This window comes from Salinisphaera sp. T5B8, from assembly GCF_040361255.1.
In the GTDB taxonomy this organism is placed as follows: domain Bacteria; phylum Pseudomonadota; class Gammaproteobacteria; order Nevskiales; family Salinisphaeraceae; genus Salinisphaera.
The window spans coordinates 15,685-39,509 of record NZ_APNG01000011.1 but is presented as its reverse complement, the minus strand read 5'-3'; the positions used below and the strand labels follow the sequence as shown (position 1 = coordinate 39,509).

Here is a 23,825-nt window from a genome sequence, read left to right as displayed (position 1 = left end):
TTGCGCCGCGCCTAGGGGTATTCCGCCAGAATGGCGTCGACCTTATCGGGCGTGAGCCGGCCGTGATAGTCGGTGTTGATACGCATGGCCGGGCCGTTGTCGCAATTGCCCAGACAGCAGATCGGCAGCAGCGTGAAGCGGTTGTCCGGCGTGGTCTGGCCGAACTCGATGCCCAGCGTCTTCTTCAGATAGGCCAGGATTTCCTCGTAGCCGGTCAGATAGCAGGAGATCGAGTCGCAGATCATGATCACGTGCCGGCCCACGGGCTGACGAAAGATCAGGTTGTAGAACGTGGCCACCGCTTCCATCTGGGTCGGGGTCACGCCGACCACGGCCGCGGCCGCCTCCAGCGACTCGTCCGATACCCAGCCGCGATGCTCCTGCACGATCTTGAGCGCTTCGATGGTCGCAGCGCCCGGGTCCTCGTACAGGGTCATCTCGTGCTGGATGGCCTCAATTTCGGTTTTCGATAACTTCATCGGTCCACGTCTGCCATAACAAAGTCGATCGCGCCGATAATCGCCACGAGGTCGGCAATCAGGCCGCCCTGGGCAATCAGCGGTATCTGCTGCAGATGGGCGAAGCTGGGCGTACGAATACGCGTGCGATAGCTCATCGCATGCTTGTCGGAAATACTGTAATAGCCGTTCAGGCCCTTGGTGCCTTCGACCATGCAGGCCGATTCCATCGCCGGCACCACCGGTCCCCAGCTCACCGTCAGAAAATGCGCGATCAGCGTCTCGATGTCGTGCATCGTGCGCTCCTTGACCGGCGGTGTGGTCAAGGGATGATCGGCCTTGTAGTCACCGGCGGGCATGTTCTTCATGCACTGCTCGATAATGCGACAGCTCTGGAACATCTCTTCGATGCGTACATCGAGACGGTCCTGACAGTCGCCGTTGGTGCCGGTGGGAATCTCGAAGTCGAAGTTTTCGTAACCGGAGTAGGGCCGGGCCTTGCGCAGATCGAAGTCCACGCCGGTCGAGCGCAGGCCGGGGCCGGTGATGCCCCAGTCGATCGCCTCGTCCTGGGAATAGGCGCCAATATGCTTGGAGCGTTTGACCAGCACGCTGTTGCGCGCCATGGCTTTCTTGTATTCGGCCAGCCGTGGCGGGAACCAATCCAGGAATTCCTTGACCTTGCGATCCCAGCCGTTCGGCAGGTCCATGGTCAGGCCGCCGATACGAAAGAACGCCGGATGCATGCGAAAGCCGGTGATCGCCTCGATCACGTCATAGGCTTTCTGGCGATCCGAGAACATCCAGAAGATCGGGCTCATCGCGCCGATGTCCTGCACATAGGTGCCGAAGAACATCAGGTGGCTGGTGATACGGAAGAACTCGCACAGCATCACGCGCACGACCTTGACCCGTTCCGGCACCTGAATGCCGAGCACGTGCTCGAGGTTCATGACGTAGGGCAGTTCGTTCATCACCCCGCCGAGATAGTCCACCCGGTCGGTATAGGGGATGTAGGTATGCCAGGACTGGCGCTCAGCCATCTTCTCGGCGCCGCGATGGTGATAGCCGATATCCGGCACCGCGCCGATGATTTCCTCGCCGTCGAGCTGTAGCACAACACGAAACACGCCATGCACCGACGGGTGGTTCGGGCCCATGTTGAGGAACATGAACTCGCTATCGCCGGACTCACGCTTCATGCCCCAGTCTTCGGGCTTGAACTGCAGGGCGTTCTCTTCTTCGTCCTGGCGCTTGGGGTCCAGATGCAGCGGCTCGAATTCGGTCGCGCGCGCGGCGTGGTCCTTGCGCAGCGGATGGCCCTTCCAGGTCGGCGGCATGAGAATACGGCGCAGGTTCGGGTGCCCGTCGAAGGTGATCCCGAACATGTCCCAGACTTCGCGCTCGTACCAGTTGGCGTTGGGCCACACGCCGGTGGCGGTGGGCGTGCTCAGATCGTCGTCGAACAGCGCGACCTTGAGGCGGATCTCGGCGACCGGCGACAGGCTGAGCAGGTGATAGACCACGGTGAAATCCGCGGCCGGCTGGTTGAGCCGGTGCTCGCGTACGCGCTCGTCGATCGCGGTCAGGTCGAACAGCATCCGGTAGGCCGGGGTGCTGTCCTGGCGCAGGAACTTGAGTACGTCGCAGATCCTGTCGCGGCCGACCCACAGGGTGGGCATGCCATCGGCGGTGATCTGCTCGGTGAACGTACGCTCGTCAAAGCGTTCGAACAGCTGCTGTTTGATATCGACGCGATCGAGCATCAGACCGAATCCGGCGTACGAAGAGTGGTGACCGACAGGCGCTCGCTGCGCTTGCGATCGCGCATCGACAGTTTCGGCCGCTGGGTGACGCCCTGCGGGCCGATCATCCACGACAGCGGGCGTTTTTCTGCGCCGATGTTTTCCTGAAGCAGCAGCAGGCCTTCGAGGAAGGCCTCGGGGCGCGGCGGACAACCCGATACGTAGACATCGACGGGCAGGAACTTGTCCACGCCCTGAACCACGGAATAGATGTCGTACATGCCGCCCGAGTTGGCACATGAACCCATGGAGATCACCCAGCGCGGCTCCATCATCTGGTCGTAGAGACGCTGAATCACCGGCGCCATTTTCAGAAAACAGGTGCCGGCAATAATCATCACGTCGGCCTGACGCGGCGTGGCGCGAATGACTTCGGAACCGAAGCGCGCCATGTCGTGCGGCGCGGTCAGGGCCGTGGCCATTTCCACATAGCAGCAGGACAGGCCGAAGTTGAACGGCCACATCGAGTGCTTGCGGCCCCAGGCGATCATGTCGTCGAGTTTGGCGGTGACGACGTTACGCGCCAGCGCATCCTCGATCGTGTTCGAGCTGCCGTCGTCCGAACCGGCCGAGCCGGGTTTCGGATTCTTGTCGGTGCTAGTCAGTGACCATCCCATTAATGATCGTCCTGTCGGGTGTTCAATCGAACGTCGTGTTCACAGTGTGCGTACGTCACCGCGGGGCAGCATCGAGATTACGGCGGCGATTGCTTTCGATCGCCTCCAGTCGATACTGGCGCGGTGCCTTGGGGGCCCAGTCGAGTGCGCCGATGCGCCACTCGTAGATCAGGCCCAGGGTCAGCACGCCGAGAAAGAACAGAAATGCAAAGTAACCGGGCCAGCCCAGCGCGGGTGCTGCGATGGCCCAGGAGAAGATGAAGACCACTTCGAGATCGAAAAGCACGAAGATGATCGCCACCAGATAGAACTTGGCCGAAAAGCGCATCCGTGCGCTGCTGGTGGGCTTGATACCCGATTCGTAGGGTTGGTTGCCCAGCCGTGAACTATGGCGCCCGCCCAGAACCGCCGAAACGCCGAGCATGAAAATAATCAGTCCCAGCGCGCCGGCTGCGAACAGCAGCAAGGGCCAGATGACAACGGCTTGTTCGGTAGCGGCATTCATGGCGTGGTCCTATTCTACGCGAAGCACTCGCCCGTCGACTCATATCGCATGCCTCGTGCCGATATGAATAGGTGTAGTATACACAAGAAGCCGGTGCCGGCATTCCCTCGTGGCCAGCCGATGCATGAGGCATCGCCGCGCTAACGGTAGCCGATTTACCCCGGTCTGTGCGAACTAAAAATGCTCTTGAATGAAACTGATTCTCATTCACGGCATATTTTTTGCTATATATCCGGTGTGTGGCTTTGTGATTGGAACGACGCAGGCTATGGTGAAGGCAACAAACACGCCGGAGGGATCCATGGCCCAGAACGTTGCCCAGAAACTCATCGAATCGCATCTGCTCGATGGCGAAATGACGCCAGGCGAGGAGATTGCGCTGCGAATCGATCAGACGCTGACCCAGGATGCGACCGGCACGCTGGTGATGCTCGAACTCGAAGCGATGGAACTCGACCGGGTCAAAACCGAGATATCGGCCCAGTATGTCGACCACAACCTGATCCAGGAAGACAACAAGAACCCCGACGATCATTTGTTCCTGCAGTCGGCCTGCGAGCGCTTTGGTGCCTTTTACTCGCGCCCGGGCAACGGTATTTCCCATGCCGTGCATATGGAGCGCTTCGGCCGTCCGGGCAAGACGCTGCTCGGTTCCGACAGCCATACTCCGGCCGGCGGCTCGATGGGTATGCTCGCCATCGGCGCGGGCGGTCTGGAAGTGGCCATGGCGATGGCCGGCGAGCCGCTCTACACCAAGATGCCGAAGGTATTCGGTATCAAGCTCACCGGTGAATTGCCGGACTGGGTTTCGGCCAAGGACGTGATTCTGGAGATGCTGCGCCGCCACGGGGTATCCGGCGGCGTGGGCAAGATCATCGAATACTACGGCCCGGGTCTCGATAACCTGGAAGCCATGGATCGCCACGTGATCGCCAATATGGGCGCAGAGCTGGGCGCGACCACCACTGTGTTTCCGGCCGATGCCGAGATCAAACGCTTTCTCAAGTCCCAGGACCGCGAGGATGAGTACGAAGAGCTCGTGGCCGATGAGGGCTGCGAATACGACGAGCACGATGAGATCGATCTGTCGACGCTCATCCCCCTGATCGCCAAACCCACATCGCCGGGCAACGTCGTGCCAGTCGAGGAAGTGGCCGGCGATGAGCTCTATCAAGCTTATATTGGCTCGTCAGCCAACCCCGGCTATCGTGATTTCGCGATCACCGCCGAGATGGTGCGCGGCCGCGAGGTGAGCAAGCACGTTTCCTTCGACGTGAATCCGTCATCGCGCGCCATGTTGCAGACCCTGGCCCGCGACAACCTGCTGGGACCGCTGATCGCATCGGGCGCACGGCTGCACCAGGCCGGTTGCAACGGCTGTATCGGCATGGGTCAGGCGCCGGCCTACAAGCGCAACAGTCTGCGTACCACGCCGCGCAACTTCCCGGGGCGTTCCGGTACGAAGGAAGATTCGGTCTTCCTGTGTTCGCCGGAAACCGCAACCGCGTCCGCATTGATGGGCAAGATCACCGATCCGCGCACCCTGGATTTCGAGTATCCGAAAGTGAAGAACCCGGACGATCCGGTGGTCAACGATACGATGCTCGAAGAGCCGCTGCCGATCGAGGAGGCGCGCAAGGTCGAGCTGGTCAAGGGGCCGAACATCAAGTCGCTGCCGGATTTCGACGGTATTCCCGACGAATTCGAGCTGCCGGTGTTGCTCAAGGTCGGCGACGATATCTCGACCGACGAGATCATGCGTGCCGGTGCCGAGGTATTGCCGTTTCGCTCCAATATTCCGGCCATCGCCGAGTTCGTTTACGACGTGGTCGACGAGGATTATCCCGATCGCGCCAAGGACACGGGCGATCACGCCATCATCGGCGGCTCCAACTATGGCCAGGGCAGTTCGCGCGAGCATGCCGCGATCGCGCCGCGCTATCTGGGGCTGCGTGTTGTCATCGCCAAGGACTATGCCCGTATTCACTGGCAGAACCTGGTCAATTTCGGCGTATTGCCACTGACCTTCGCCGACGGCGGTGACCTGGATAACCTCAAGCAGGGCACCAAACTCAAGATCAGCGGTCTACATGGGGCGCTGGCTTCGGGCGACAGTGTGGAAGTGGAAACCGAGGACGGCGAGACGATCAGCTGCAAGCATGCATTGTCCGAGCGGCAGGTGGACATCCTGCGTGCGGGCGGGCTGATCAACTGGAAGCGCGATCAGGGCTAGCCCCTGGCGCGCACCGGTTAGCGCCGGTTAGACATGGCGTTGTCACGCGGCGCCGGTTACCATGCCGGCGCCTTTTTTATGGTGCACGGCCGGCGGTCGTGTCGAATCCAGTCGACGACGGCGGCTGTCGGGGTGTTCAATCAATCTTCTTGCGCCAGGGCAACGACCATGACCGAGCTCTATCGCGATGTCGACCATGCCTATCGCTTGCGGCTGTGTGACACCGAACGCCGCTGTATCGCGGCTCGTCTGGCAGGGGTGGGCGTGCATTACGACCATGTCGAGTTGCCGCCGTTGGCCTTCGATGAAGAATCGCGTCCGGACGAAGTGATCGGCAGCTATATCGAGCCGCTCGATCGGCTTATGAGAAAAATGCCGCGGGTCGCGCTCGATGTCGCCAGTGTGGCGCTCACCCATCCGCGCCGCGACACCATCGAGCGCGAGCTCATGATCGAGCATGCCCACGATGCCGTGGAATCCCAGTTGCTGGTGCACGGCGCGGGCGTTTTGTTCATACGCACAGCCGACACGGTGTACGCGCTGGCCTGCGAGCCGGGCGATTATGTGCGCATGCCCGCCGGGCTCCGGCACTGGTTTCGTATGGATGGTACGCGCGCTTTTCGCACCATTCGTTTTTTCGAAGACGAAACCCGACCGCGGCTGAGTCATCGCGGGGCGGATATGCGCGGGCTGTTCGAACTGGTCGACGAGCACCGTGGCGAACGTTTGGCACGGCCGAATTAGAATCGCTCGCGTACAGCCGATTTTTGTGTCCCTGTCGACACAGGCGTATTCTTCGCTCGCCTAAGTGGTCTCACGGCTTATTTACGGGAACCTATTTCATGGATGAAAAATCCGTCGTCACCGCGTATCGCCGCCTGTCACGGCAATACGACCGTTTTTTCGGCCCGGTCTTCGAACAGGGACGCGAAGTGGCGGTGCGCAAGATGGACTGTCGGGCAGGCGATCGTGTGCTCGAGGTTGGCGTCGGTACCGGGCTTTCGCTCGATCACTACGCCGACGATGTCGAAGTCGTGGGTATCGATGTCTCGCCCGAGATGCTCGAATACGCCAAGGCGCGGGTCAACGGCAATGCCGATCGCATCTCGCTGGCGCTCATGGACGCGCAGGCGCTCGAATACGCCGACAACAGCTTCGACAAGGTCGTGGCGATGTACGTGGTTTCTGTCGCGCCGGATCCGAAGAAAGTCGTCGAAGAGATGAAGCGCGTCTGCAAGCCCGGTGGCGATCTGTTTATCGTTAACCATTTCAGCCAGGGCAAGGGCGCGATGGCCTCGCTGGAACGCATGGTGTCGCCGCTGTCGAAACTGGTGGGTTTCCGGCCGTCGTTTCCGTTGGACGAGTTCCTCAAGATGGCCGATCTCGACGTCGTCGAACAGCGCCCGGTTAACGCATTCGGCTACTGGACCTTCATCCACGCCCGCAACAAGGCCGGTTGAACCGCCAGCGGCGTTTTGGCGCCGCGATGCATACAAAATCGCGCCCGAGCTGTTTTCGTGGGCCTCGCGGCCGATAGCGCGAGGCCTGTATGCGTGTAATGCCGGGTGACCGGCCGGCTAGCACGGGTTGGGGCGGGCTCGTAGCTCAGCTTTCGCCGAACAGGCGCTGGCCCAGGGCCACGCGCTCGGCGGCGGATTCGGGCACGCTCTCCAGGGCGCGCACCTTTTCCAGACGATGGCGCAGGCCCATCTGGTTGGCGAGCTGGATGTTCAGCCCCGGCCGGGCGTTGTATTCGAGCACCAGGGGCCCGTGTTCGGCATCGAGCACCACATCCACGCCCAGATAGCCGAGCTGGGTGAGATCGTAAGAGCGCGCGGCCAGTTCCAGCAGCAGCTGCCAGTCCGGCACCTGAATGCCGCGCACGACATTGCCGGAATCCGGATGTGAATCGAGCACGCTGTTGAACCACACGCCGTCGACCGTGCGCCCGCTGGCCAGGTCGATGCCGGCGCCGATCGCGCCCTGATGCAGATTGGCCTTGCCGTCGGACTGGCGGGTCGGCAGGCGCACCATGCTGGCCACCGGGATGCCGCGGAACACGATGGTGCGAATATCGGGCACGCCCTGAAAACTCACTGCATCGAATACCGCATGCGGTTTCACGCGGTACTCGATGATCGCCTTGTCGGGCAGGCCGCCCAGGCTGTACATGCCCGAGAGCACATTGGAGATGAAGTGCTCGAGTTCGCCGCGCGACACACTCACGCCCGACGAGCGCAGAAACTGATTGCCGCGCCGACCGCCGATGACCATGATCCCGCTGCCGCCGGAGCCCTGGGCCGGCTTGATCACGAAATCCTGGCGATCGCCCAGAATCGTATCCAGATCGCGCACCTGGTGCTCGATCTCGATCACCCCGTAGAGTTCGGGTGTGGCGATGCCGGCTTCCAGGGCCAGCTGCTTGGTCTTGAGCTTGTCGTCGACCAGCGGATAGTACTTGCGCTTGTTGTAGATACTGATGTAGTCGCCGTTACGCTCGTTCATGCCGAGAATACCCAGCGCCTTGAGCGTGGACGGCATGCGAAACGGCGGGTTGCGCCGCAGCAGGCGCAACCGGCTTCGCCAACCCCGGCCGATACTGCTCATTGCTTGTTGCTGATCGCACGGGCCGCGGCGCGGAAGCGCCACAGCTCGGAGACACGGTAGCCGGTATAGCGTCCGGCCAGCAGGGTGAATGCAAGCACCAGCAGTAGAAGCTCGGGGAATACGAACGCCAGATACTCGGCCAGCGGATTGGTCATCACCAGAAAGCCCACTGCTGCCACGGCCAGACTGCCCAGCCCCGAAAGCAGGGCGTCCTTGGGCCCGTTTTCGTCCCAGACGATCGACATGCGCTCGATGGTCATCGCCAGAATCACCATCGGGAACAGCGCGATCGACAGCCCGTGCTCCATGCCGAGCTTGTGGCTGATGATCGAAACACCCGCCATGAGCAGGATCACGATGGTGAGCATCGACGCCAGTCTGGGCACGAGCAACAGCTTGAGTCGCTCCAGATAGAAACGAACGATCAGCCCCAGTGCCACGAGCACGGTAAACAGAATACAGCCCCACACCAGTTCGGTTTCACGAAAGGCCAGGGCGATCAGCACCGGCATGAAGGTGCCGAAGGTGCGCAGGCCGATGAAGTTGCGTAGCAGCACCACCACCAGCGCGCCCAGCGGCACGGTCAGCAGAATCTTGTAGGTGTTCTGGGTGGCGATGGGCAGCGACAGCAACGAATATTCGAGCACATCGGAATTGATCAGCCGGGCGCGCTGCTGCGCCAGGCCCATGACATCGCGCGAGGTACGCAGGGCCGAGAACTGGACGCTGGCATCGTCCGCGCCTTCGACCTCGACCAGCGGCATGTCGCCGGAATACCAGACCAGCGCATCGGCCGGAAAGCCCGCCGCGCCGGTACGCGGATTGAACGCCAGCCAGCGTTCGCCGTTATACACCTCGAGCCAGGGTGTGAGGCTGCCATGGCGCAGGCTGCCCGACAGCGGCAGCACATGGGCGATACGCGAGGGAATACGCGCGCCGGCGAGGATATGACGTATCTGCTCGACCTGGGCCACGGCATTCGCCGACTCGTCGCGCAGAACCTTCACCTCGGCCTCGGGGGTAGGGTCGTTGAAGCGACGCAGCAGCTCGTGGGCGAAGGAGGCGGTATCCGCCGAGCGTGAGCGTACGCTATCGAGCAGTGTGAACACGGCCGCGCGTTCCGGGTCCGAATACTCGGGAATATCCGGGTAGCTCGGCGTGGGCTGGGTGCGATCGCGATGCGCGGAGGCATCTTCGGTGAGCACCACGCGGTAGTAGAGCGTCTGTGGGCCGCTGAGATTGCGCGCCGCCCATTGCACCACGCGATTCGCGCCGACATCGTCGGTGGCCAGCCCGTAGCCGGCCGAAATGAAGTTCTCGTCGAGCACGGAAAAACCGGGCGGCGTGCGCGGCACGGCGAGATTGATCTTGGCCGAGCGATTCTGACCGTTGAAGCGTACGGTGGCTTCCGCGGTCCAGACCTGGGCACTGGACTGCGGGGTCAGCGGCACACCCAGACGTTCGGTCTTATAATAGCACACGCCGATGGCCACGACGCTGAGAAACAGCGCCAGCATCTTCAGATGGAAGTCTTTCACTTAGCCGCTCGTCAGTCGTCGGAATCCGATTCGTTCTTGTGTTCGACGACTTTCGAATCGTGATCACACTCGGGGTCGTTGAGAAAGCTCTTGCTGACATCGATCAGCCCGAGATGCCGAATCGTGCGCCGGCCCAGCAGCATCGGGTAGATCATGTCGCCGCGATCACGCAGCGAAAACTGTTCTTCGTAGATGGTGTTGTTCATGCACACATCGAGCAGCACGACAGGGCGCTGGTCGCTGCCGCCCGCGCCGGTGACCTCGAGCTCGCGATAGAGCGGACGCTCGAATTTCTTCTCGACCATCTCTTCGGTGCGCTGATCCTCGACGCGCGTGGTAAAGCGCACCCAGCTTTCATCGTCCTTTTCGAACTTCTCGATATCCGTGGCATGCATCGACGAGGTCAGGGCACCGGTATCGAGCTTGGCCTTGACGGTTACGCCCCAGGGAACCAGCTGCGCCTTTTCCACCCATCCGTAAACGGTCTTGTCGCTGGCGGCCTGGCTGGCGGCGGTCATGGTGAACAACACACACAACAGGCACATACGGCTCACGAGACGAGTCGTTTTCATCGCTATATTCCTTGAGACAGTCAGATCGCGGACGGGCAGGTTTTAAAATAATGATTCAAACGGACGTGGGCGTACGTGAAATCGCGCGATGCCCGATATCGCGACGATACATCGCCTTGGGCCAGCTTATTTTTTCGACCCCAGCATAGGCGCGCGCCTGGGCCTGGGCAACGTCGTCGCCGAGTGCGCAGACACACAGCACGCGCCCGCCGTCGGTTACTACACGATCGTTATCGGCCAGCCGAGTGCCGGCATGAAATACGCGGGCGCCCGTGGCCTCGGCCGCATCCAGGCCGCCGATCTCGTCGCCCTTGGCATAGGCGCCGGGATAGCCGCCGGCGGCCATGACCACGCCGAGTGCGGCGCGCGGGTCCCATTCGGCTTCGATCTGGTCGAGGCGGGCGTCCAGCGCGGCCTCGATCAGGTCCACCAGATCGCTTTGCAGGCGCATGAGAATCGGCTGGGTTTCCGGATCCCCCAGGCGGACGTTGAATTCGAGCACGCGCGCATCGCCCGCCTCGTCGATCATCAGCCCGGCATACAGAAAGCCGGTAAACGCATTACCGTCGGCGGCCATACCCGCCACGGTCGGACGAATGACATCGCGCATGACTCGTTCGAAGACCGTATCGGTCATCACCGGCGCTGGCGAATAGGCGCCCATGCCGCCGGTATTGGGGCCGGTATCGCCATCGAAGGCCGCCTTGTGGTCCTGGGAGCTGGCCAGGGGCAGGATGTTTTCGCCGTCCACCAGCGCGATGAAGCTGGCTTCCTCGCCAACCAGAAACTGTTCGACCACGATCCGTGCGCCGGATTCGCCGAAGGCATTGTCTTCGAGCATATCGCGCGCCGCCGCCAAGGCCGCTTCTTCGCTGTCGGCCAGATACACGCCCTTGCCGGCCGCCAGGCCGTCGGCCTTGACCACGATCGGCGCGCCGACGTTGTGGATATAGGCTGCGGCTTCGTCGTAATCGCTGAATACCGCGTAGTCGGCGGTCGGGATTGCATGGCGGGCCAGAAAATCCTTGGAAAAGGCCTTGCTGGCTTCCAGCTGCGCGGCGCCCTGTCGGGGGCCGAAGCAGGCCAGGCCGGCCTGTTCGAAGACATCGACGATGCCCGCGGCCAACGGCGCCTCCGGGCCGATGACGGTCAGCGAAATCGCCTGATCGCGGGCGAAATCGCGCAGCGCGTCGATATCGGTGGCCGCGATCGCGACATTCTCGACATCGGCCATGCGCGCGGTGCCGGCGTTGCCCGGCGCGACAAACACCCGCTCGACGCGCGGCGAGGCCGCGATCTTGTAGGCCAGCGCATGCTCGCGCCCGCCGTTGCCCACGATGAGAACCCGGTGTGGTGTCGTTGTCATGTGCTGTCTTGTCGTCGAAAGGGCCAGACCGCTACGGCGCAGCCGGGTGGACTCGTGCGGCGAAGCTTAGCAAAAGCGTCGGGCGCGGCGCGCCCCGCGGTTGTCATGAAAACGCAATCAAAGCGTCATCGCCGCGTGATTTGGCCGTTCTAGCCTGCATGGCGAAACCGTTACGGGACAGGCCATGCCAAAAGACAGCAAGCAACGCCAGCCACTACGCTATCGCAGCGTATTCATTTCCGATGTGCACCTGGGAACCGCGGGTAGCCAGGCTGAAGCGGTATCGGCGTTTCTCAAGCACTGCGAGTGCGAAAAACTCTATCTGGTCGGCGATATCATCGATGGCTGGCGGCTGCGTTCGACCTTTTTCTGGCCGCAGGAACATACCAATGTCATCCGTCGGATTCTGACCAAGTCCCGGCGCGGTACGCAGGTTTACTACGTGACCGGCAATCATGATGATTTCCTGCGCAAGTTCGTCGATTACGAGCTGCGCATGGGCAATATCCAGATCGTCAACGATGCCGTGCATGTCACCGCCGACAACCGCAAGCTGTTCGTCATTCATGGCGATCTGTTCGACGTGGTCACCCGCTATCATCGCTGGGTGGCGCGTATCGGCGATGTGGCATACGTCACGTTGCTGCGCGTGAACCGCTACTTCAACAATGCGCGCGCGCGGCTGGGCTATCCGTACTTTTCGTTGTCGGCCTATGCCAAGCACAAGGTCAAGTCGGCGGTGAACTTCATCAGCGAATTCGAAAAGGCAGTGGCCCACGAATGTCGGCGCCGTGGTTTCGATGGCGTGGTTTGTGGCCATATCCACCACGCCGAGATGAAGACCATCGAAGGCGTGCGCTATTACAACTCGGGCGACTGGGTGGAGTCGGCGAGCGCGCTGGTCGAGCATTTCGACGGGCGCATGGAAATCGTCTACTGGAACGATATCAAGGACACGATCAAACCCAGCAACGTGCAACCGCTGCGCGTAGCCTGACGCGTCTGGCAAGCAGGTTAGACTAGCGGCTTTGTCGTTCGAGGCCGAAAGCCGCTATGTCTGCCGATCGCACCCTGCATGAAGGCGAGTTCCTGCGTTTGAAACGCCGCGACCACTGGGAGTACGTCGAGCGCGCCAACGCCCGTGGCGCGGTGGTGATCGTGGCGGTAACCGACGCTAATGAATTGCTGCTCGTCGAACAGCCGCGCCTGCCGCTGCAAAAGCATGTGATCGAACTGCCGGCCGGTCTGGTTGGCGATGTGCCCGGCGCCGAGAACGAGGCTATGGAGATCGCCGGCGCGCGCGAACTCGAGGAAGAAACCGGCTACCGGCCGGCGCGCATGGCGTTCTTGACCGCTGGCCCGCCCAGCGCGGGCCTGGCCAACGAAACCCTGAGCTTCTATCGTGCTTTCGATCTGACCCGGATCGATGCCGGGGGCGGCGATGCCAGCGAAGACATCATTCCGCATGCGGTCCCGCTGGCCGAGGTCGAGCAGTGGCTGGCTGCGCGTGAAGCCGAGGGCCTGCTTATCGATCCCAAGATCTTTGCCGGTCTGTATTTTCTGCATCGGCCAGGCTGAATTCGCGTAGCTCCAGCGTCCCGATCGGGCCATCGCTCGCCAGACAGGCGGCATAGTCGGCGTCCAGCTCGATTGCCTGCAGATACCAGTCGCGCTCGTCCAGGCGGGCGCGATCGCCGTTGAGCTCGAGCGCGCGGATACGTTTGAGTCCTACCCGGCCGCTGGCCTTGACCGTGGCTTCGCGTGCGCACCAGTAGTCGAAAAACGCCAGCGGCGCGTGTTCGACACGCCGGCGTTCGTCGCCGTCGAGCAGACGGGCCATGCGTTGCATGTCGCGCAGGCGTCGGCGTTCCACGTCCAGGCCGATATGCGCGTGATCGCATAGCGCACAGGCCACGAGCGTATCGCTATGCGAAATACTGAAGGCAGGCGCGCCGGCGATCTGCGGCTGGCCGCTGGCACTGAAACCGATACGCGCTAGGCAATTGCCCGGATAGCCCGCGGCCCCCAGTAATTGCTGTAATAACCACAAACCAGCACGGGTACGAGTGCGCGCCCCGGTATCGGCCATGCGTTGCAAGCGTTCGCGATAGGCGGGCGGATCGGTATCGCCGGCCTGCCGGGCGAAGGCGAGTTGATCTTTTTCGCTTATAAAGATGTAGAATACACGTACCATAAAAAATAACTGGTTCGTTTTGTTAACCGCGTAGCCCACGCTTTTCGAGGAGATAGGGGCTGCGTTCCGAGTGGGGCGTTGCCCGATGTCCAGCAGCCTATCCGATATCGTCTGTGCCGCCGACGTAGCCGGCCCGAGCGTCGAATTCGATGTGGCCCCCGATGAAGCGACCCGGCGCATGCTCGTGCGTTGGCACGAGGTCTACGGCCCGGTCTATCGCATACCGGCGCCCCAGGCGCGTTCGCCGTACTGGGTGATTCACGACCCGGCACTGGTGCAGCAGATCATGGTGCGGCGCGCGGGCAACTATGCCAAGGGCATGGGTCTGGATCGCGTTCGCCTGCTACTGGGCGAGGGCATCATGGTCAGCGAGGGCGATTTCTGGGCGCGCCAGCGGCGCATGCTCCAGCCTGCGTTCAAGCCGCGGCGTCTGGCCGATTTCAATACCATGATCGCGGCGGAGAACAGGGCGTTGGCCGAGCGCTGGCAGGCCGACGTGCCGCCCGATACGCCGGTCGACGTGGCCGCCCATATCAGCGAACTCACGCTGGTGATCGTACTTAAATCGATCTTCGGGGCGGATTATCAAAGCCTGGTCGATGGGGCGAGCAACCCGTTTTCGCTGCTCAGCGAAGAGGCGACCCGTGATCTACGTTTTGCCGCGCGCTTTCATCGCCTGGGCAAGGTCGTGGAATCGGTCATCGATCACCGCGCTGATGCGCGCACCCGCGGCGCGGACGTATCTTTCGACTTTCTCGGTCATCTGCTCGCGGCACGCGATCGCGACGGCGCGGGCATGAGCCGGCGCCAGCTCGTCGACGAGGTTTTGACCCTGATCGTGGCCGGGCATGAAACCACCGCCAGTGCGCTGGCCTGGGCCTGGTACGAGATCGCGACCCATCCGCACCTTTGTGCGCGGGCGCAGGCCGAGGTCGATGCGCTGGGCCCGGATCTGGGCGACGATGAATTGGCCGCTCTCGCGGATCACGCCAGTCATCGGCTGCGCTTCATCGATGCCCTTATCCACGAAACGCTGCGCCTGTATCCGCCGGGTTGGCTGTTGTCGCGGCGCGCGATCGCGCACGACACGCTTGGCGACTACGAGATCGCGGCCGGCGATCAGATATTCATCAGCCCCTACGTGCTGCACCGCGATCGGGAGCACTGGCATACGCCGGATCGGTTTATGCCCGAGCGTTTTCTGGCCGAGCGCCCGGCCGCGCCGCGTTTTGCCTATATTCCGTTTGCCGCCGGCCCGCGCCATTGCGTGGGCGAGCATCTGGCAATGACGGAAATGCGTGTGCATCTGATCACGATGCTGCGCCGTTTTACGCCGGTTTATGCCGGCGCCCATCCCCCCACGCTGGAGGCGCGGATCAATCTGCGCCCCGGCGACGGCGTGCCGATTCGCTGGCACGCGCGATAAGAAATCGTCCTAGAGGTCTGCTTATGTCCGGTATTCGTACGCTTGCCGACGCGCTTGATGCACAAATCGACTCGCCGAATGGCATCGTATTCATCGACGGTGCCCACGACGAGCGCGGTCTGAACTACCGCATGCTGTCGAAATCGGCCGAGGGCCGGCTCGCGGTGCTGCAACAGCAGGGCATGCGTCGCGGCGATCATCTGATCCTGTTCGTCGAAGACAACATGCGCTTTCTGCAATTCTTCTGGGGAGCGATCTACGGCGCGATCGTGCCGGTGCCGATCGCGGCGGGCGCGACCCCGGCCCAGCTCGAAAAGCTGGTGCGGGTATGGCGCCATCTGGACGAGCCGCGGATCGTGGCGGCGCCAAAGCATATCGAGCGCGTGCGCGATTTTCTCGAACAGCGCGGTGAAGCCGACGCCGCCGCGCGGCTGGCCGATACGGCCTTCTCGGACGAGCCCCCGGCGGCGGATCAGCCGGCTGAGCGCCCGGTGCTCGATGCGCAGGATACGGCGTTCATCCAGTTCTCCTCCGGCTCGACCGGCGATCCCAAGGGCGTGGTGCTCAGCCATGCCAACGTACTGGCCAATATTCAGGCGATCAGCAGCGGCTCACGGTTCGGGGCCGACGAGATTGCGCTGTCCTGGATGCCCTTGACCCATGATATGGGCCTGATCGGCTTTCACCTGACGCTGGTCTACAACGGCTTTGCGCATCACCTGATGACGCCGGATCTGTTTGCACGTCGGCCCCTGCTCTGGCTGGAAAAAGCGGCCGAAACACGGGCCACGCTGCTGTGCTCGCCGAACTTCGGCTATCGCCACACCCTGCGGGCAATCGCGGCCAAGGGCCGGCCCGAGCTCGATCTGTCCCGCGTGCGTCTGATCTATAACGGCGCCGAGCCGATTGCGCCGGCGCTGGTGCGCGAATTTCTCGATACGCTCGCGCCCACCGGTCTGGCTGGCGAAACCATGTTCGCGGTGTACGGCCTGGCCGAAGCCAGCCTGGCGGCCACGTTCCCGGCGCCTGGTCGGGGTCTGCGTACCGTGTCGGTTGCGCGCGGCGAGCTGGGCGTGGGCGATACGGTGCGCTACGACGACAGCACGCACGCACTCGAACTCGTGTGTCTGGGTACGCCGGTCGCGGCCACCGAAGTCCGGCTGGCAGATGACAACGGCCAGGCCGTGGGCGATGGCGTAGTGGGCCGGGTCTGGATTCGCGGTGCCAACGTGACCGCCGGCTATCACGATAATCCCCAGGCCAACGCGGGCGCACTCATGGGGGACGGCTGGCTGGATACCGGCGATCTGGGTTTCTATCACGACGGTGAGCTCGTGATTACCGGTCGCGCCAAGGAGATCATCTTCGTCAACGGCCAGAACCACTATCCCCAGGATATCGAGGCACTGCTACAGGATCTGCCCGGCGCAGAACTCAACAAGCTCGCCGCGGCCGGCGTACAGGCGCCGAGCACGACCGAGCAGGCGCTGGTGTTGTTCGTGGTCTTCCGTGGGCATCTCGAGGATTTCGCCGAGATCGCGCGCACGCTGCGCGGTGCACTCAATCAGCGCGCGGGCCTTGTGGCGACGCGCGTCCTGCCGATCTCGCGCATGCCCAAGACCACCAGCGGCAAGCTGCAGCGCGCATTGCTGGCACGCCAGTATGCCGAGGGCGAATTCGACGAGATTGCTGCCCGGCTCGATACGCTGCTCGCCACAGAAGAGGCCGAACAACCGGTGCCCGCCAGTACCGATATTGCGGCCGAACTCAAGCGCATCTGCGACGAGGTCGTGCCCGGCCGGGATATCGGTGTCGATGACGACCTGTTCGAAATCGGGCTGTCGTCGCTCGAACTGGCCCAGATCCACGAAGGCATCGAAAACCGCTGGCCGGACCGGCTGGAGATGACCGATCTGTTCGAATATCCGACCATCAACGCCCTGGCGGCCTATCTGCAGGACGAAGTGGCGCCTGCCTAGGGGCGCTCTGAACAATCGCTCGTGGTCGCGCCGGTGGCGTTTAACGGGTTCGGCCTAAAAGGCGCCGCAACGGCGTTGCCGAGCTGGATCCGCCCATGAGGCAGGCGCGGCGCGCGCAGGCCTTGTCGCCACGGGTTATGCAGCGGTGTTCGGGGGCGGAGGATTGTCTGCCGATGGGCCCATCTTCCTGGGTGGCCGCGGGCGGGCGCCGGTCAGTCGGTCGGCCTCGCGCGTGAGCGCATCCAGGTGCGCGCTAAGCGTCTGGGCCGCGGTGTTGATATCGTCGCCGCGGGCCACGGCCATGGGTTCGCCGATGACGATGGCCACGCGTGCGAACGGCTTGGGAATGATCAGTCGATCCCAGGAGCCGAGCTGCCAGTAACGATCGGCCGAAAACGCCATCGGCAGCATCACGGCCTGGGTCATCTGGGCGAGCATGAGCGTACCGGGTTTGGCGACAAAGCCCGGCCCGTGCGGGCCGTCCGGGTGGATGATCGGGCAGACGCCGGTCTTCATCACGGTATACAAATCGCGCATGGCGCGTGCGCCGGTGCGCGTGGCCGAGCCGCGGATGATCTCGGCGCCCATGCCGTCGACCACGCCGGCCACGATCTCGCCGTCGCGCGAGGGCGACACCAGAAAGCCCGGCCGCAGTCCGCGCGCGCGAGCGCGCAGCAGATAACCCACGCTCACGCTCAAGCGCTGATGCCAGCAGCAGGGCAGAAACGCGCGCCCGCTATCGATCGCCTGTGTCAGATGCGTATCGCCTTCGACATGGCGCAGACGACAGCTGGCCAGCAGCGCGCGCGCCAACAACCGCAGTAGGGGCACAGCGACACGCATGGTCAGCCGGTGTTGCCAGCTTGGCCGATCCTGACTGTCTTCACTCATAGACCCGACATGTTCCTGTGCTTATGACTGGGCTTGTTATTAATGATCCGGCATCAAAAAAGCTGATGGGGTCAGCCGTTTCCAGCGTCATGGAAAAATAAACGTCGACACATGGCGATGGGTCATGGGGACGGCCGTTGCGGCTTCAAGGCGCGGCGCATACCGAGGCATGCCCTCAGCCCGAAAATCAGCCATTTTCATACCGACTCAATCGGCGTTGTGGGCAACCTCGCAAAGCGAATCGAGCCGCTGGCCGAGTTGTTCGGCGATGTCTTCGGCTTCGTGTTTTGCGTGCAGTTGGCCGATCGGCCACGGCTCGCCCACCGCGATTTTAAACCGGCAGAACGGTTTGGGCACGTGCATCCGATCCCACGATTTGACCTGCCAGTAGCGGCTGGCCGCCGCGCCCACCAGAAACAGCGGCGCGCCGGTACGGCTGGCAAGAATCACGGCGCCGGTCTTGAATACGCGTGCGGGCCCGCGCGGGCCGTCGCCGTACATCATCGGCGATATACCGTGCGCTACCGCTTCGACCAGGGCCTGCATCGCTTCGCGCCCGGTACGACTGGAGGAGCCGCGGATGGGTTCGACCCGATGATTGCGGGCCACCCGTGACATGAACTCGCCTTCGCGCGACGGGCTGATCAGAAAACCCACATGCATGCCGCGCTCGACCAGTGAGCGCAGGAACAAACCGCTCGGCACCAGCCGTTGGTGCCAGGCGCAGGGCACCACCGGGGTCGCGCGCGTGAGCGTGTCTTCGAGGTGTTCGCGGCCGGCGACGATGTCGATACGACAGGTCAGGCGCAACAGCCAGATATAGCCGGCCATCGCCCACTGCGACAGCGTTCTCAGCAGTCGCTTGCCCAGGGACGGTGGCCGTTTTCCGCGCTTTTTCTCGTGCGCGGGTTGGCGGGCGCGGCGCTGGGCGTCCTTGGATGTCTGCCTGTCCATGGCGCCGAGCTTGCGGCGGCCGGCGTCGCTGCGCAAGTACGCGTGGCGACGGCGAGTTGAAACTCGCGGCCAACGTTCGCATTCTACCCGGATCATTCCTGCGCTTTTGTCTATGTCCTTGCTGGGGCAACTCTACGGCCGCGCGCCCGCGCTGCTGACCGATCTCTATCAGCTGACGATGGCCTATGCCCACTGGCATAACGGCTCCAGCGAGCGCGAGGCGGTATTTCATCTGTTCTTTCGCGAGGCGCCGTTCGACAACGGCTTTGCCATCGCCTGCGGGCTGGAAACGGCGGTCGAATACGTCACCCAGATGGCGTTTACCGAGGCCGATATCGCCTATCTGGCCACGCTCGAGGACAACGCCGGCAATCCGCTGTTCGAGCGCGGCTTTCTCGATTATCTGGGCGATCTGCGTTTTACCGGCGATATCCATGCCGTGCCGGAAGGCACCGCCGTGTTCGCGCATCAGCCGATGCTGCGGGTGCGCGCGCCGATCCTGCAGGCGCAGCTGCTGGAAAGCGCGCTGTTGAACATGATGAATTTCCCCACCCTGGTCGCGACCAAGGCCGCACGTATCGCGCATGCGGCCGGCGGCGACCCGGTGCTCGATTTCGGGCTGCGCAAGGCCCAGGGCATCGACGGCGGCGTGTCGGCGGCACGCGCGGCGTATATCGGCGGCTGTGCGGGTACATCGAACGTACTCGCCGGGCAGCTGTTCGGTATCCCCGTTTCCGGCACCCATGCCCACGGCTGGGTCATGGCCTTCGACGACGAGATCGATGCGTTCGATACCTATGCGCGGGCGCTGCCGGACAACTGCGTGTTTCTCGTGGATACCTACAACACGATCGAAGGGATCGAAAACGCGATTCGGGCCGGCCAGAAACTGCGCGAAAACGGTCATGAAATGGCCGGTATCCGGCTGGATTCCGGCGATCTGGCCGAGTTGTCGAAGACAGCGCGGCGCATGCTCGACGCGGCCGGTTTCGAGAACGTCCGGATCGCGGCCAGCTCCAGTCTGGATGAAAACGTCATCGCCGAGCTCAAGCGCGAAGGCGCGCCCATCGTGCTCTGGGGGGTGGGCACGCGCCTGACGACGGCTCAGCCGGATGCCGCGCTCGACGGCGTCTACAAACTCGGCGCGATTCGTAGCGATCGCGGGACCTGGTCGTATCGAATGAAGCTCTCCGATACGCCGGGCAAGCTCACCCGGCCCGGTGTGCATCAGGTACGCCGGTTCACCCGCAACGGCGAGCCCAGCGCCGATCTACTGTTCGACGAGGCCGCGCCGAGCACCGCCTGGGCCGGTACCTGCGGCCCCCAGTGTCACCAGTTCGAGGCCAACGCGCCGCATATCGATCTGTTGGCGCCGGTGGTACAAAACGGCCAGCGGGTAGGATCGGCACCGGCGCTGGCGGACGTACGTGCCCATGCGGGCGAGCAGTTTGCCTACTTCGCCGCGCATGCCAATTATCCTGCGCTGATCGACCGCTATCTCGAAGAATCCACCGATGCGCTGCGCGACTGGCTGGCGCGACGCGATAACCCGCGGCCGAGCCGATCCGGCAAGATGGCCGAGTGAGATCGATATGACCGAGGCGCTTCTACTCGTTGATATACAGAACGATTTCCTGCCCGGTGGCGCGCTTGCCGTTGCCGACGGCGATGCCGTGGTACCGGTGGCCAACGCCTTGATGCCGGCATTCGACTATGTGGTGGCCAGTCAGGACTGGCACCCGCCGCAGCATCTGTCGTTCGCGGCCGAACATCCCGGGCGCGCGCCGTTCGAGGTGATCGAACTCGACGGCTACGAACAAATTATGTGGCCGGCGCACTGTGTTCAGGGCCAACCCGGCGCAGGCTTTGCCTCGGCGCTGGATATCGCTGGCATCGATCATGTCGTGCGCAAGGGCATGGACCGGCGCCTGGATAGTTATTCGGCCTTCTACGACAATCACCATCGCAATGCCACCGGGCTTGGCGCGCATTTGAAGGCACGCGGTATCGATCATCTGGTGGTGCTCGGCTTGGCCGCCGATGTGTGTGTGAAGTTCACGGTCCTGGATGCGCTGGCCGAAGGGTTTGCGGTCACGCTCGTGCGCGACGGCGTGCGCGGTGTGGACATGCAGCCCGGTGACACCGAGGCTGCGATCGAGGCCATGCGCGCAGCCGGGGCGATGATTGCCGACAGTGCCACGCTCGCGGGCGCGCCGCGCTGAGCCCCAACCGTGCCGCCTGCGTACGCGCGTGGCTTTTATTGCACATTGCAGGTTGGTAGATTGAAAGCCTATTCCCCCGACGGCAAATCGATATGAGCGCTGTTCCCAAAGATCTGGCGGTGTCCGCGCGTCTGGCCGACGAAATGCGCGAGCCGTTCCCCAATTCCCGCAAGATTCACGAAACCGGCTCGCGGCCGGATATTCGCGTGCCCATGCGCGAGGTCAGCCAGTCGAATACGCCGGCCACGTTCGGCGTGGAAAAGAACCCGCCGATCACGATTTACGATTGTTCCGGGCCGTATACCGACCCGGACGCCCCGATCGATCTGACCCGCGGCCTGCCCGCACTGCGTGCAGCCTGGATCGAGGAGCGCGGCGATACCGAGCTGCTCGAGGGGCTGTCGTCGCAGTACGGGCGTGCCCGGGCCGAGGACGCCGCGACCGGCCATCTGCGTTTTCCCGACGTGCGGGTGCCGCGCAAGGCCAGGGCCGGCGCCAACGTGTCGCAGATGCACTATGCCCGCCAGGGTATCGTCACGCCGGAAATGGAGTTCGTGGCGATTCGCGAGAACGCGAAGATCGAGGCGATCAAGGATTCGCGCCTGCTGCGGCGCCATCCGGGCGAAGGCTATGGCGCGAATATCCCCGACTACGTCACGCCCGAATTCGTGCGCGACGAAATCGCGGCCGGGCGCGCGATCATTCCCAATAACATCAATCACCCCGAATCCGAGCCGATGATCATCGGGCGCAATTTCCGGGTGAAGATCAACGCCAACATGGGCACCTCGGCGGTGACGAGTTCGATTGCCGAGGAAGTCGAGAAGATGGTCTGGGCCGCGCGCTGGGGCGGCGACACGATCATGGATCTGTCCACCGGCAAGCATATCCACGAAACCCGCGAGTGGATCATCCGCAACGCGCCGGTGCCGGTGGGTACGGTGCCGATCTATCAGGCGCTGGAAAAAGTCGACGGCAAGGCCGAAGACCTGACCTGGGAAATGTATCGCGACACGCTCATCGAACAGGCCGAGCAGGGCGTGGACTATTTCACCATCCATGCCGGCGTGCGCCTGCCGTTCGTGCCGATGACCGCCAATCGGGTCACCGGTATCGTCTCCAGAGGCGGCTCGATCATGGCCAAGTGGTGTCTGGCGCATCACACCGAGTCCTTCCTGTACACGCATTTCGAAGAGATCTGCGAAATCATGAAGGCCTATGACGTGGCGTTTTCGCTCGGCGACGGCCTGCGCCCCGGCGCGATTGCCGATGCCAACGACGAAGCCCAGATGGCCGAGCTGCGTACCCTGGGCGAGCTGACCCAGATCGCCTGGAAGCACGACGTGCAGGTGATGATCGAAGGCCCAGGCCATGTGCCCATGCAGCGCATCAAGGAGAACATGGACGCCGAGCTGGCCGATTGCCACGAGGCGCCGTTCTACACGCTGGGCCCGCTGACCACCGATATCGGCCCCGGCTACGACCACATCACCTCGGCGATCGGGGCGGCCCAGATCGGCTGGTACGGCACGGCGATGCTGTGCTATGTCACCCCCAAGGAACATCTCGGCCTGCCCGACAAGGACGATGTGCGCGAAGGCATCATCACCTACAAGATCGCGGCCCACGCGGCCGATCTGGCCAAGGGCCATCCGGGGGCCCAGATTCGCGACAACGCCCTGTCCAAGGCGCGCTTCGAATTCCGCTGGGAAGACCAGTTCAACCTCGGCCTCGATCCGATGAAAGCGCGTGAGTTCCACGACGAAACCCTGCCCAAGGACAGCGCCAAGGTCGCGCATTTCTGTTCCATGTGCGGGCCGAAGTTCTGTTCCATGCGCATTTCCCAGGAAGTACGCGAATTCGCGGCCGAGCGCGGTATCGAAACCCCGCAAGACGCACTCGACGCGGGGCTGGCCGAGAAAGCCGAGGAATTTCGCGAGGGTGGCCACGCGCTCTACAAATGAGCGGCGCCTGCAGTTCAGCGATAATTCATCAACGCCGCACTAACGTCGGTGGTAGATGCAACCATAGGGAGAATCCCGTGAACAAACAGAGCAGTCCGTTGATGCGCCGTATCGCCTTGTGTGGCGTGGCCGTTGTGGGTCTGAGCGTGGCGAGCATCGGCTCCGCCCGTGATCGCGATGATCTGATTACCACCGCGAGTACGGCCGGCACCACGGCTTATATCGTCGGCAAGAACATCGATGACGATTTCACCCAGGCCCAGGACTTTGCCGATACCCAGTCGGTCGCGCTGCGTCGCGAAGCCGCCATGGGTGACGGCGAGAATCTCGACGCGCTGGCCGCGCTGCTGCACGAAGACGACCCGGATGCGTTCGGGCGCTGGATGCAGGATAACTATGCCCAGCTCTATGGCTCGCAGGCTGCGCAGCAAAGCAACGTGGTCGATCGTATTGTGGCCATGCGCTAGCGCTGGTATCAGCCACCGAGAAAAACG

Annotated in this window: 22 protein-coding genes; 11 read left to right on the top strand and 11 right to left on the bottom strand. The window is 63.0% G+C overall.

What is annotated here, in order from left to right; all coding sequences use genetic code 11:
- Positions 1–11 precede the first annotated feature (11 nt).
- From nuoE to ndhC, 4 genes are read right to left on the bottom strand one after another with little or no spacing between them, the layout of a single operon-like run.
- Positions 12–479 carry an NADH-quinone oxidoreductase subunit NuoE gene (nuoE, locus tag T5B8_RS11140; protein WP_006912265.1) on the bottom strand — a complete coding sequence of 156 codons (468 nt, stop codon included), beginning with the start codon at positions 477–479 and terminating at the stop codon, positions 12–14.
- Positions 476–2,224 (bottom strand): NADH-quinone oxidoreductase subunit C/D, encoded by a 1,749-nt coding sequence (gene nuoC, locus T5B8_RS11135; RefSeq protein WP_353178749.1) that lies wholly within the window; start codon positions 2,222–2,224, stop codon positions 476–478. Before nuoC ends, nuoE begins: the two co-directional genes overlap by 4 nt.
- Positions 2,224–2,880 (bottom strand): NuoB/complex I 20 kDa subunit family protein, encoded by a 657-nt coding sequence (locus tag T5B8_RS11130; protein WP_353178747.1) that lies wholly within the window; start codon positions 2,878–2,880, stop codon positions 2,224–2,226. The genes nuoC and T5B8_RS11130 overlap by 1 nt, the downstream gene beginning before the upstream one ends.
- Positions 2,881–2,935: 55 nt before the next feature.
- Complete coding sequence (ndhC, locus tag T5B8_RS11125; RefSeq protein WP_353178746.1) at positions 2,936–3,385, bottom strand: NADH-quinone oxidoreductase subunit A; 450 nt, start codon at positions 3,383–3,385, stop codon at positions 2,936–2,938.
- A gap of 301 nt (positions 3,386–3,686) precedes the next feature.
- On the opposite strand from ndhC, the gene T5B8_RS11120 reads away from it, so the two are divergent.
- From T5B8_RS11120 to T5B8_RS11110, 3 genes are all read left to right on the top strand, one after another.
- Entirely contained in the window at positions 3,687–5,618 is a 1,932-nt protein-coding gene (locus T5B8_RS11120; RefSeq protein ID WP_353178745.1) for an aconitate hydratase, read from the top strand.
- 168 nt (positions 5,619–5,786) lie between these two features.
- Positions 5,787–6,362 (top strand): hypothetical protein, encoded by a 576-nt coding sequence (locus tag T5B8_RS11115; RefSeq protein WP_353178743.1) that lies wholly within the window; start codon positions 5,787–5,789, stop codon positions 6,360–6,362.
- A gap of 98 nt (positions 6,363–6,460) precedes the next feature.
- Entirely contained in the window at positions 6,461–7,078 is a 618-nt protein-coding gene (locus tag T5B8_RS11110) for a class I SAM-dependent methyltransferase (RefSeq protein ID WP_353178742.1), read from the top strand.
- A 145-nt stretch (positions 7,079–7,223) separates the two neighbouring features.
- Here the strand turns inward: T5B8_RS11110 and T5B8_RS11105 are convergent, their stop codons facing one another.
- Genes T5B8_RS11105 through purD form a run of 4 tightly spaced genes read right to left on the bottom strand, consistent with a single transcriptional unit; the run spans position 7,224 to position 11,701 of the window.
- On the bottom strand, positions 7,224–8,225 hold the full coding sequence (locus tag T5B8_RS11105; protein WP_353178740.1) for an alpha-L-glutamate ligase-like protein: 1,002 nt from the start codon (positions 8,223–8,225) through the stop codon (positions 7,224–7,226).
- Positions 8,222–9,763 carry an inactive transglutaminase family protein gene (locus tag T5B8_RS11100; protein ID WP_353178738.1) on the bottom strand — a complete coding sequence of 514 codons (1,542 nt, stop codon included), beginning with the start codon at positions 9,761–9,763 and terminating at the stop codon, positions 8,222–8,224. The genes T5B8_RS11105 and T5B8_RS11100 overlap by 4 nt, the downstream gene beginning before the upstream one ends.
- A gap of 11 nt (positions 9,764–9,774) precedes the next feature.
- A complete protein-coding gene (rloA3, locus tag T5B8_RS11095) occupies positions 9,775–10,335 on the bottom strand; it encodes a retropepsin-like aspartic peptidase RloA3 (RefSeq protein WP_502950795.1) in 561 nt (186 codons plus the stop codon).
- 55 nt (positions 10,336–10,390) lie between these two features.
- Entirely contained in the window at positions 10,391–11,701 is a 1,311-nt protein-coding gene (gene purD, locus T5B8_RS11090) for a phosphoribosylamine--glycine ligase (protein ID WP_353178736.1), read from the bottom strand.
- Between the two features lie 184 nt (positions 11,702–11,885).
- Between purD and T5B8_RS11085 the strand changes: the two genes are divergently transcribed.
- Positions 11,886–12,698, top strand: a complete 813-nt coding sequence (locus tag T5B8_RS11085) for a UDP-2,3-diacylglucosamine diphosphatase (protein WP_353178735.1) — start codon at positions 11,886–11,888, stop codon at positions 12,696–12,698.
- Between the two features lie 56 nt (positions 12,699–12,754).
- A complete protein-coding gene (locus T5B8_RS11080) occupies positions 12,755–13,279 on the top strand; it encodes an NUDIX hydrolase (protein ID WP_353178734.1) in 525 nt (174 codons plus the stop codon).
- Here T5B8_RS11080 and T5B8_RS11075 read toward each other — a convergent pair.
- The gene (locus T5B8_RS11075; RefSeq protein ID WP_353178732.1) at positions 13,227–13,895 is read right to left on the bottom strand and encodes a 4'-phosphopantetheinyl transferase family protein; all 669 of its coding nucleotides are present in this window, start codon (positions 13,893–13,895) and stop codon (positions 13,227–13,229) included. The two genes, T5B8_RS11080 and T5B8_RS11075, sit on opposite strands and share 53 nt — an antisense overlap.
- A gap of 85 nt (positions 13,896–13,980) precedes the next feature.
- Between T5B8_RS11075 and T5B8_RS11070 the strand changes: the two genes are divergently transcribed.
- Positions 13,981–15,321, top strand: a complete 1,341-nt coding sequence (locus tag T5B8_RS11070) for a cytochrome P450 (protein WP_353178731.1) — start codon at positions 13,981–13,983, stop codon at positions 15,319–15,321.
- Positions 15,322–15,344: 23 nt separating this feature from the next.
- Positions 15,345–17,300, top strand: coding sequence for a non-ribosomal peptide synthetase (locus T5B8_RS11065; RefSeq protein WP_353178729.1), 1,956 nt, complete (start codon positions 15,345–15,347; stop codon positions 17,298–17,300).
- A 135-nt stretch (positions 17,301–17,435) separates the two neighbouring features.
- Here the strand turns inward: T5B8_RS11065 and T5B8_RS11060 are convergent, their stop codons facing one another.
- Together T5B8_RS11060 and T5B8_RS11055 are read right to left on the bottom strand one after the other, a co-directional pair.
- A complete protein-coding gene (locus tag T5B8_RS11060; RefSeq protein ID WP_353178728.1) occupies positions 17,436–18,191 on the bottom strand; it encodes a lysophospholipid acyltransferase family protein in 756 nt (251 codons plus the stop codon).
- Between the two features lie 207 nt (positions 18,192–18,398).
- The gene (locus T5B8_RS11055; RefSeq protein ID WP_353178727.1) at positions 18,399–19,145 is read right to left on the bottom strand and encodes a lysophospholipid acyltransferase family protein; all 747 of its coding nucleotides are present in this window, start codon (positions 19,143–19,145) and stop codon (positions 18,399–18,401) included.
- 112 nt (positions 19,146–19,257) lie between these two features.
- On the opposite strand from T5B8_RS11055, the gene T5B8_RS11050 reads away from it, so the two are divergent.
- The 4 genes from T5B8_RS11050 to T5B8_RS11035 all read left to right on the top strand — a co-directional run bounded on the left by T5B8_RS11050 (position 19,258) and on the right by T5B8_RS11035 (position 23,798).
- Positions 19,258–20,730 carry a nicotinate phosphoribosyltransferase gene (locus T5B8_RS11050; RefSeq protein ID WP_353178726.1) on the top strand — a complete coding sequence of 491 codons (1,473 nt, stop codon included), beginning with the start codon at positions 19,258–19,260 and terminating at the stop codon, positions 20,728–20,730.
- 7 nt (positions 20,731–20,737) lie between these two features.
- On the top strand, positions 20,738–21,367 hold the full coding sequence (pncA, locus tag T5B8_RS11045; protein ID WP_353178724.1) for a bifunctional nicotinamidase/pyrazinamidase: 630 nt from the start codon (positions 20,738–20,740) through the stop codon (positions 21,365–21,367).
- Between the two features lie 92 nt (positions 21,368–21,459).
- Entirely contained in the window at positions 21,460–23,331 is a 1,872-nt protein-coding gene (gene thiC, locus T5B8_RS11040) for a phosphomethylpyrimidine synthase ThiC (protein ID WP_353178723.1), read from the top strand.
- Positions 23,332–23,408: 77 nt separating this feature from the next.
- Positions 23,409–23,798, top strand: coding sequence for a DUF3015 family protein (locus T5B8_RS11035; RefSeq protein WP_353178721.1), 390 nt, complete (start codon positions 23,409–23,411; stop codon positions 23,796–23,798).
- Positions 23,799–23,825: the final 27 nt, after the last annotated feature.

Excerpts from the sequence above, each read along its gene's own strand:
- T5B8_RS11085 (WP_353178735.1), top strand. The coding sequence starts at position 11,886 with ATGCCAAAAGACAGCAAGCAACGCCAGCCACTACGCTATCGCAGCGTA.
- nuoE (WP_006912265.1), bottom strand. The coding sequence starts at position 479 with ATGAAGTTATCGAAAACCGAAATTGAGGCCATCCAGCACGAGATGACC.
- thiC (WP_353178723.1), top strand. The coding sequence starts at position 21,460 with ATGAGCGCTGTTCCCAAAGATCTGGCGGTGTCCGCGCGTCTGGCCGAC.
- T5B8_RS11065 (WP_353178729.1), top strand. The coding sequence starts at position 15,345 with ATGTCCGGTATTCGTACGCTTGCCGACGCGCTTGATGCACAAATCGAC.
- T5B8_RS11050 (WP_353178726.1), top strand. The coding sequence starts at position 19,258 with ATGTCCTTGCTGGGGCAACTCTACGGCCGCGCGCCCGCGCTGCTGACC.
- T5B8_RS11105 (WP_353178740.1), bottom strand. The coding sequence starts at position 8,225 with ATGAGCAGTATCGGCCGGGGTTGGCGAAGCCGGTTGCGCCTGCTGCGG.
- purD (WP_353178736.1), bottom strand. The coding sequence starts at position 11,701 with ATGACAACGACACCACACCGGGTTCTCATCGTGGGCAACGGCGGGCGC.
- T5B8_RS11075 (WP_353178732.1), bottom strand. The coding sequence starts at position 13,895 with ATGGTACGTGTATTCTACATCTTTATAAGCGAAAAAGATCAACTCGCC.
- T5B8_RS11115 (WP_353178743.1), top strand. The coding sequence starts at position 5,787 with ATGACCGAGCTCTATCGCGATGTCGACCATGCCTATCGCTTGCGGCTG.
- T5B8_RS11070 (WP_353178731.1), top strand. The coding sequence starts at position 13,981 with ATGTCCAGCAGCCTATCCGATATCGTCTGTGCCGCCGACGTAGCCGGC.
- T5B8_RS11080 (WP_353178734.1), top strand. The coding sequence starts at position 12,755 with ATGTCTGCCGATCGCACCCTGCATGAAGGCGAGTTCCTGCGTTTGAAA.
- T5B8_RS11110 (WP_353178742.1), top strand. The coding sequence starts at position 6,461 with ATGGATGAAAAATCCGTCGTCACCGCGTATCGCCGCCTGTCACGGCAA.
- T5B8_RS11055 (WP_353178727.1), bottom strand. The coding sequence starts at position 19,145 with ATGGACAGGCAGACATCCAAGGACGCCCAGCGCCGCGCCCGCCAACCC.
- pncA (WP_353178724.1), top strand. The coding sequence starts at position 20,738 with ATGACCGAGGCGCTTCTACTCGTTGATATACAGAACGATTTCCTGCCC.
- T5B8_RS11120 (WP_353178745.1), top strand. The coding sequence starts at position 3,687 with ATGGCCCAGAACGTTGCCCAGAAACTCATCGAATCGCATCTGCTCGAT.
- nuoC (WP_353178749.1), bottom strand. The coding sequence starts at position 2,224 with ATGCTCGATCGCGTCGATATCAAACAGCAGCTGTTCGAACGCTTTGAC.
- T5B8_RS11130 (WP_353178747.1), bottom strand. The coding sequence starts at position 2,880 with ATGGGATGGTCACTGACTAGCACCGACAAGAATCCGAAACCCGGCTCG.
- T5B8_RS11060 (WP_353178728.1), bottom strand. The coding sequence starts at position 18,191 with ATGAGTGAAGACAGTCAGGATCGGCCAAGCTGGCAACACCGGCTGACC.
- rloA3 (WP_502950795.1), bottom strand. The coding sequence starts at position 10,335 with ATGAAAACGACTCGTCTCGTGAGCCGTATGTGCCTGTTGTGTGTGTTG.
- ndhC (WP_353178746.1), bottom strand. The coding sequence starts at position 3,385 with ATGAATGCCGCTACCGAACAAGCCGTTGTCATCTGGCCCTTGCTGCTG.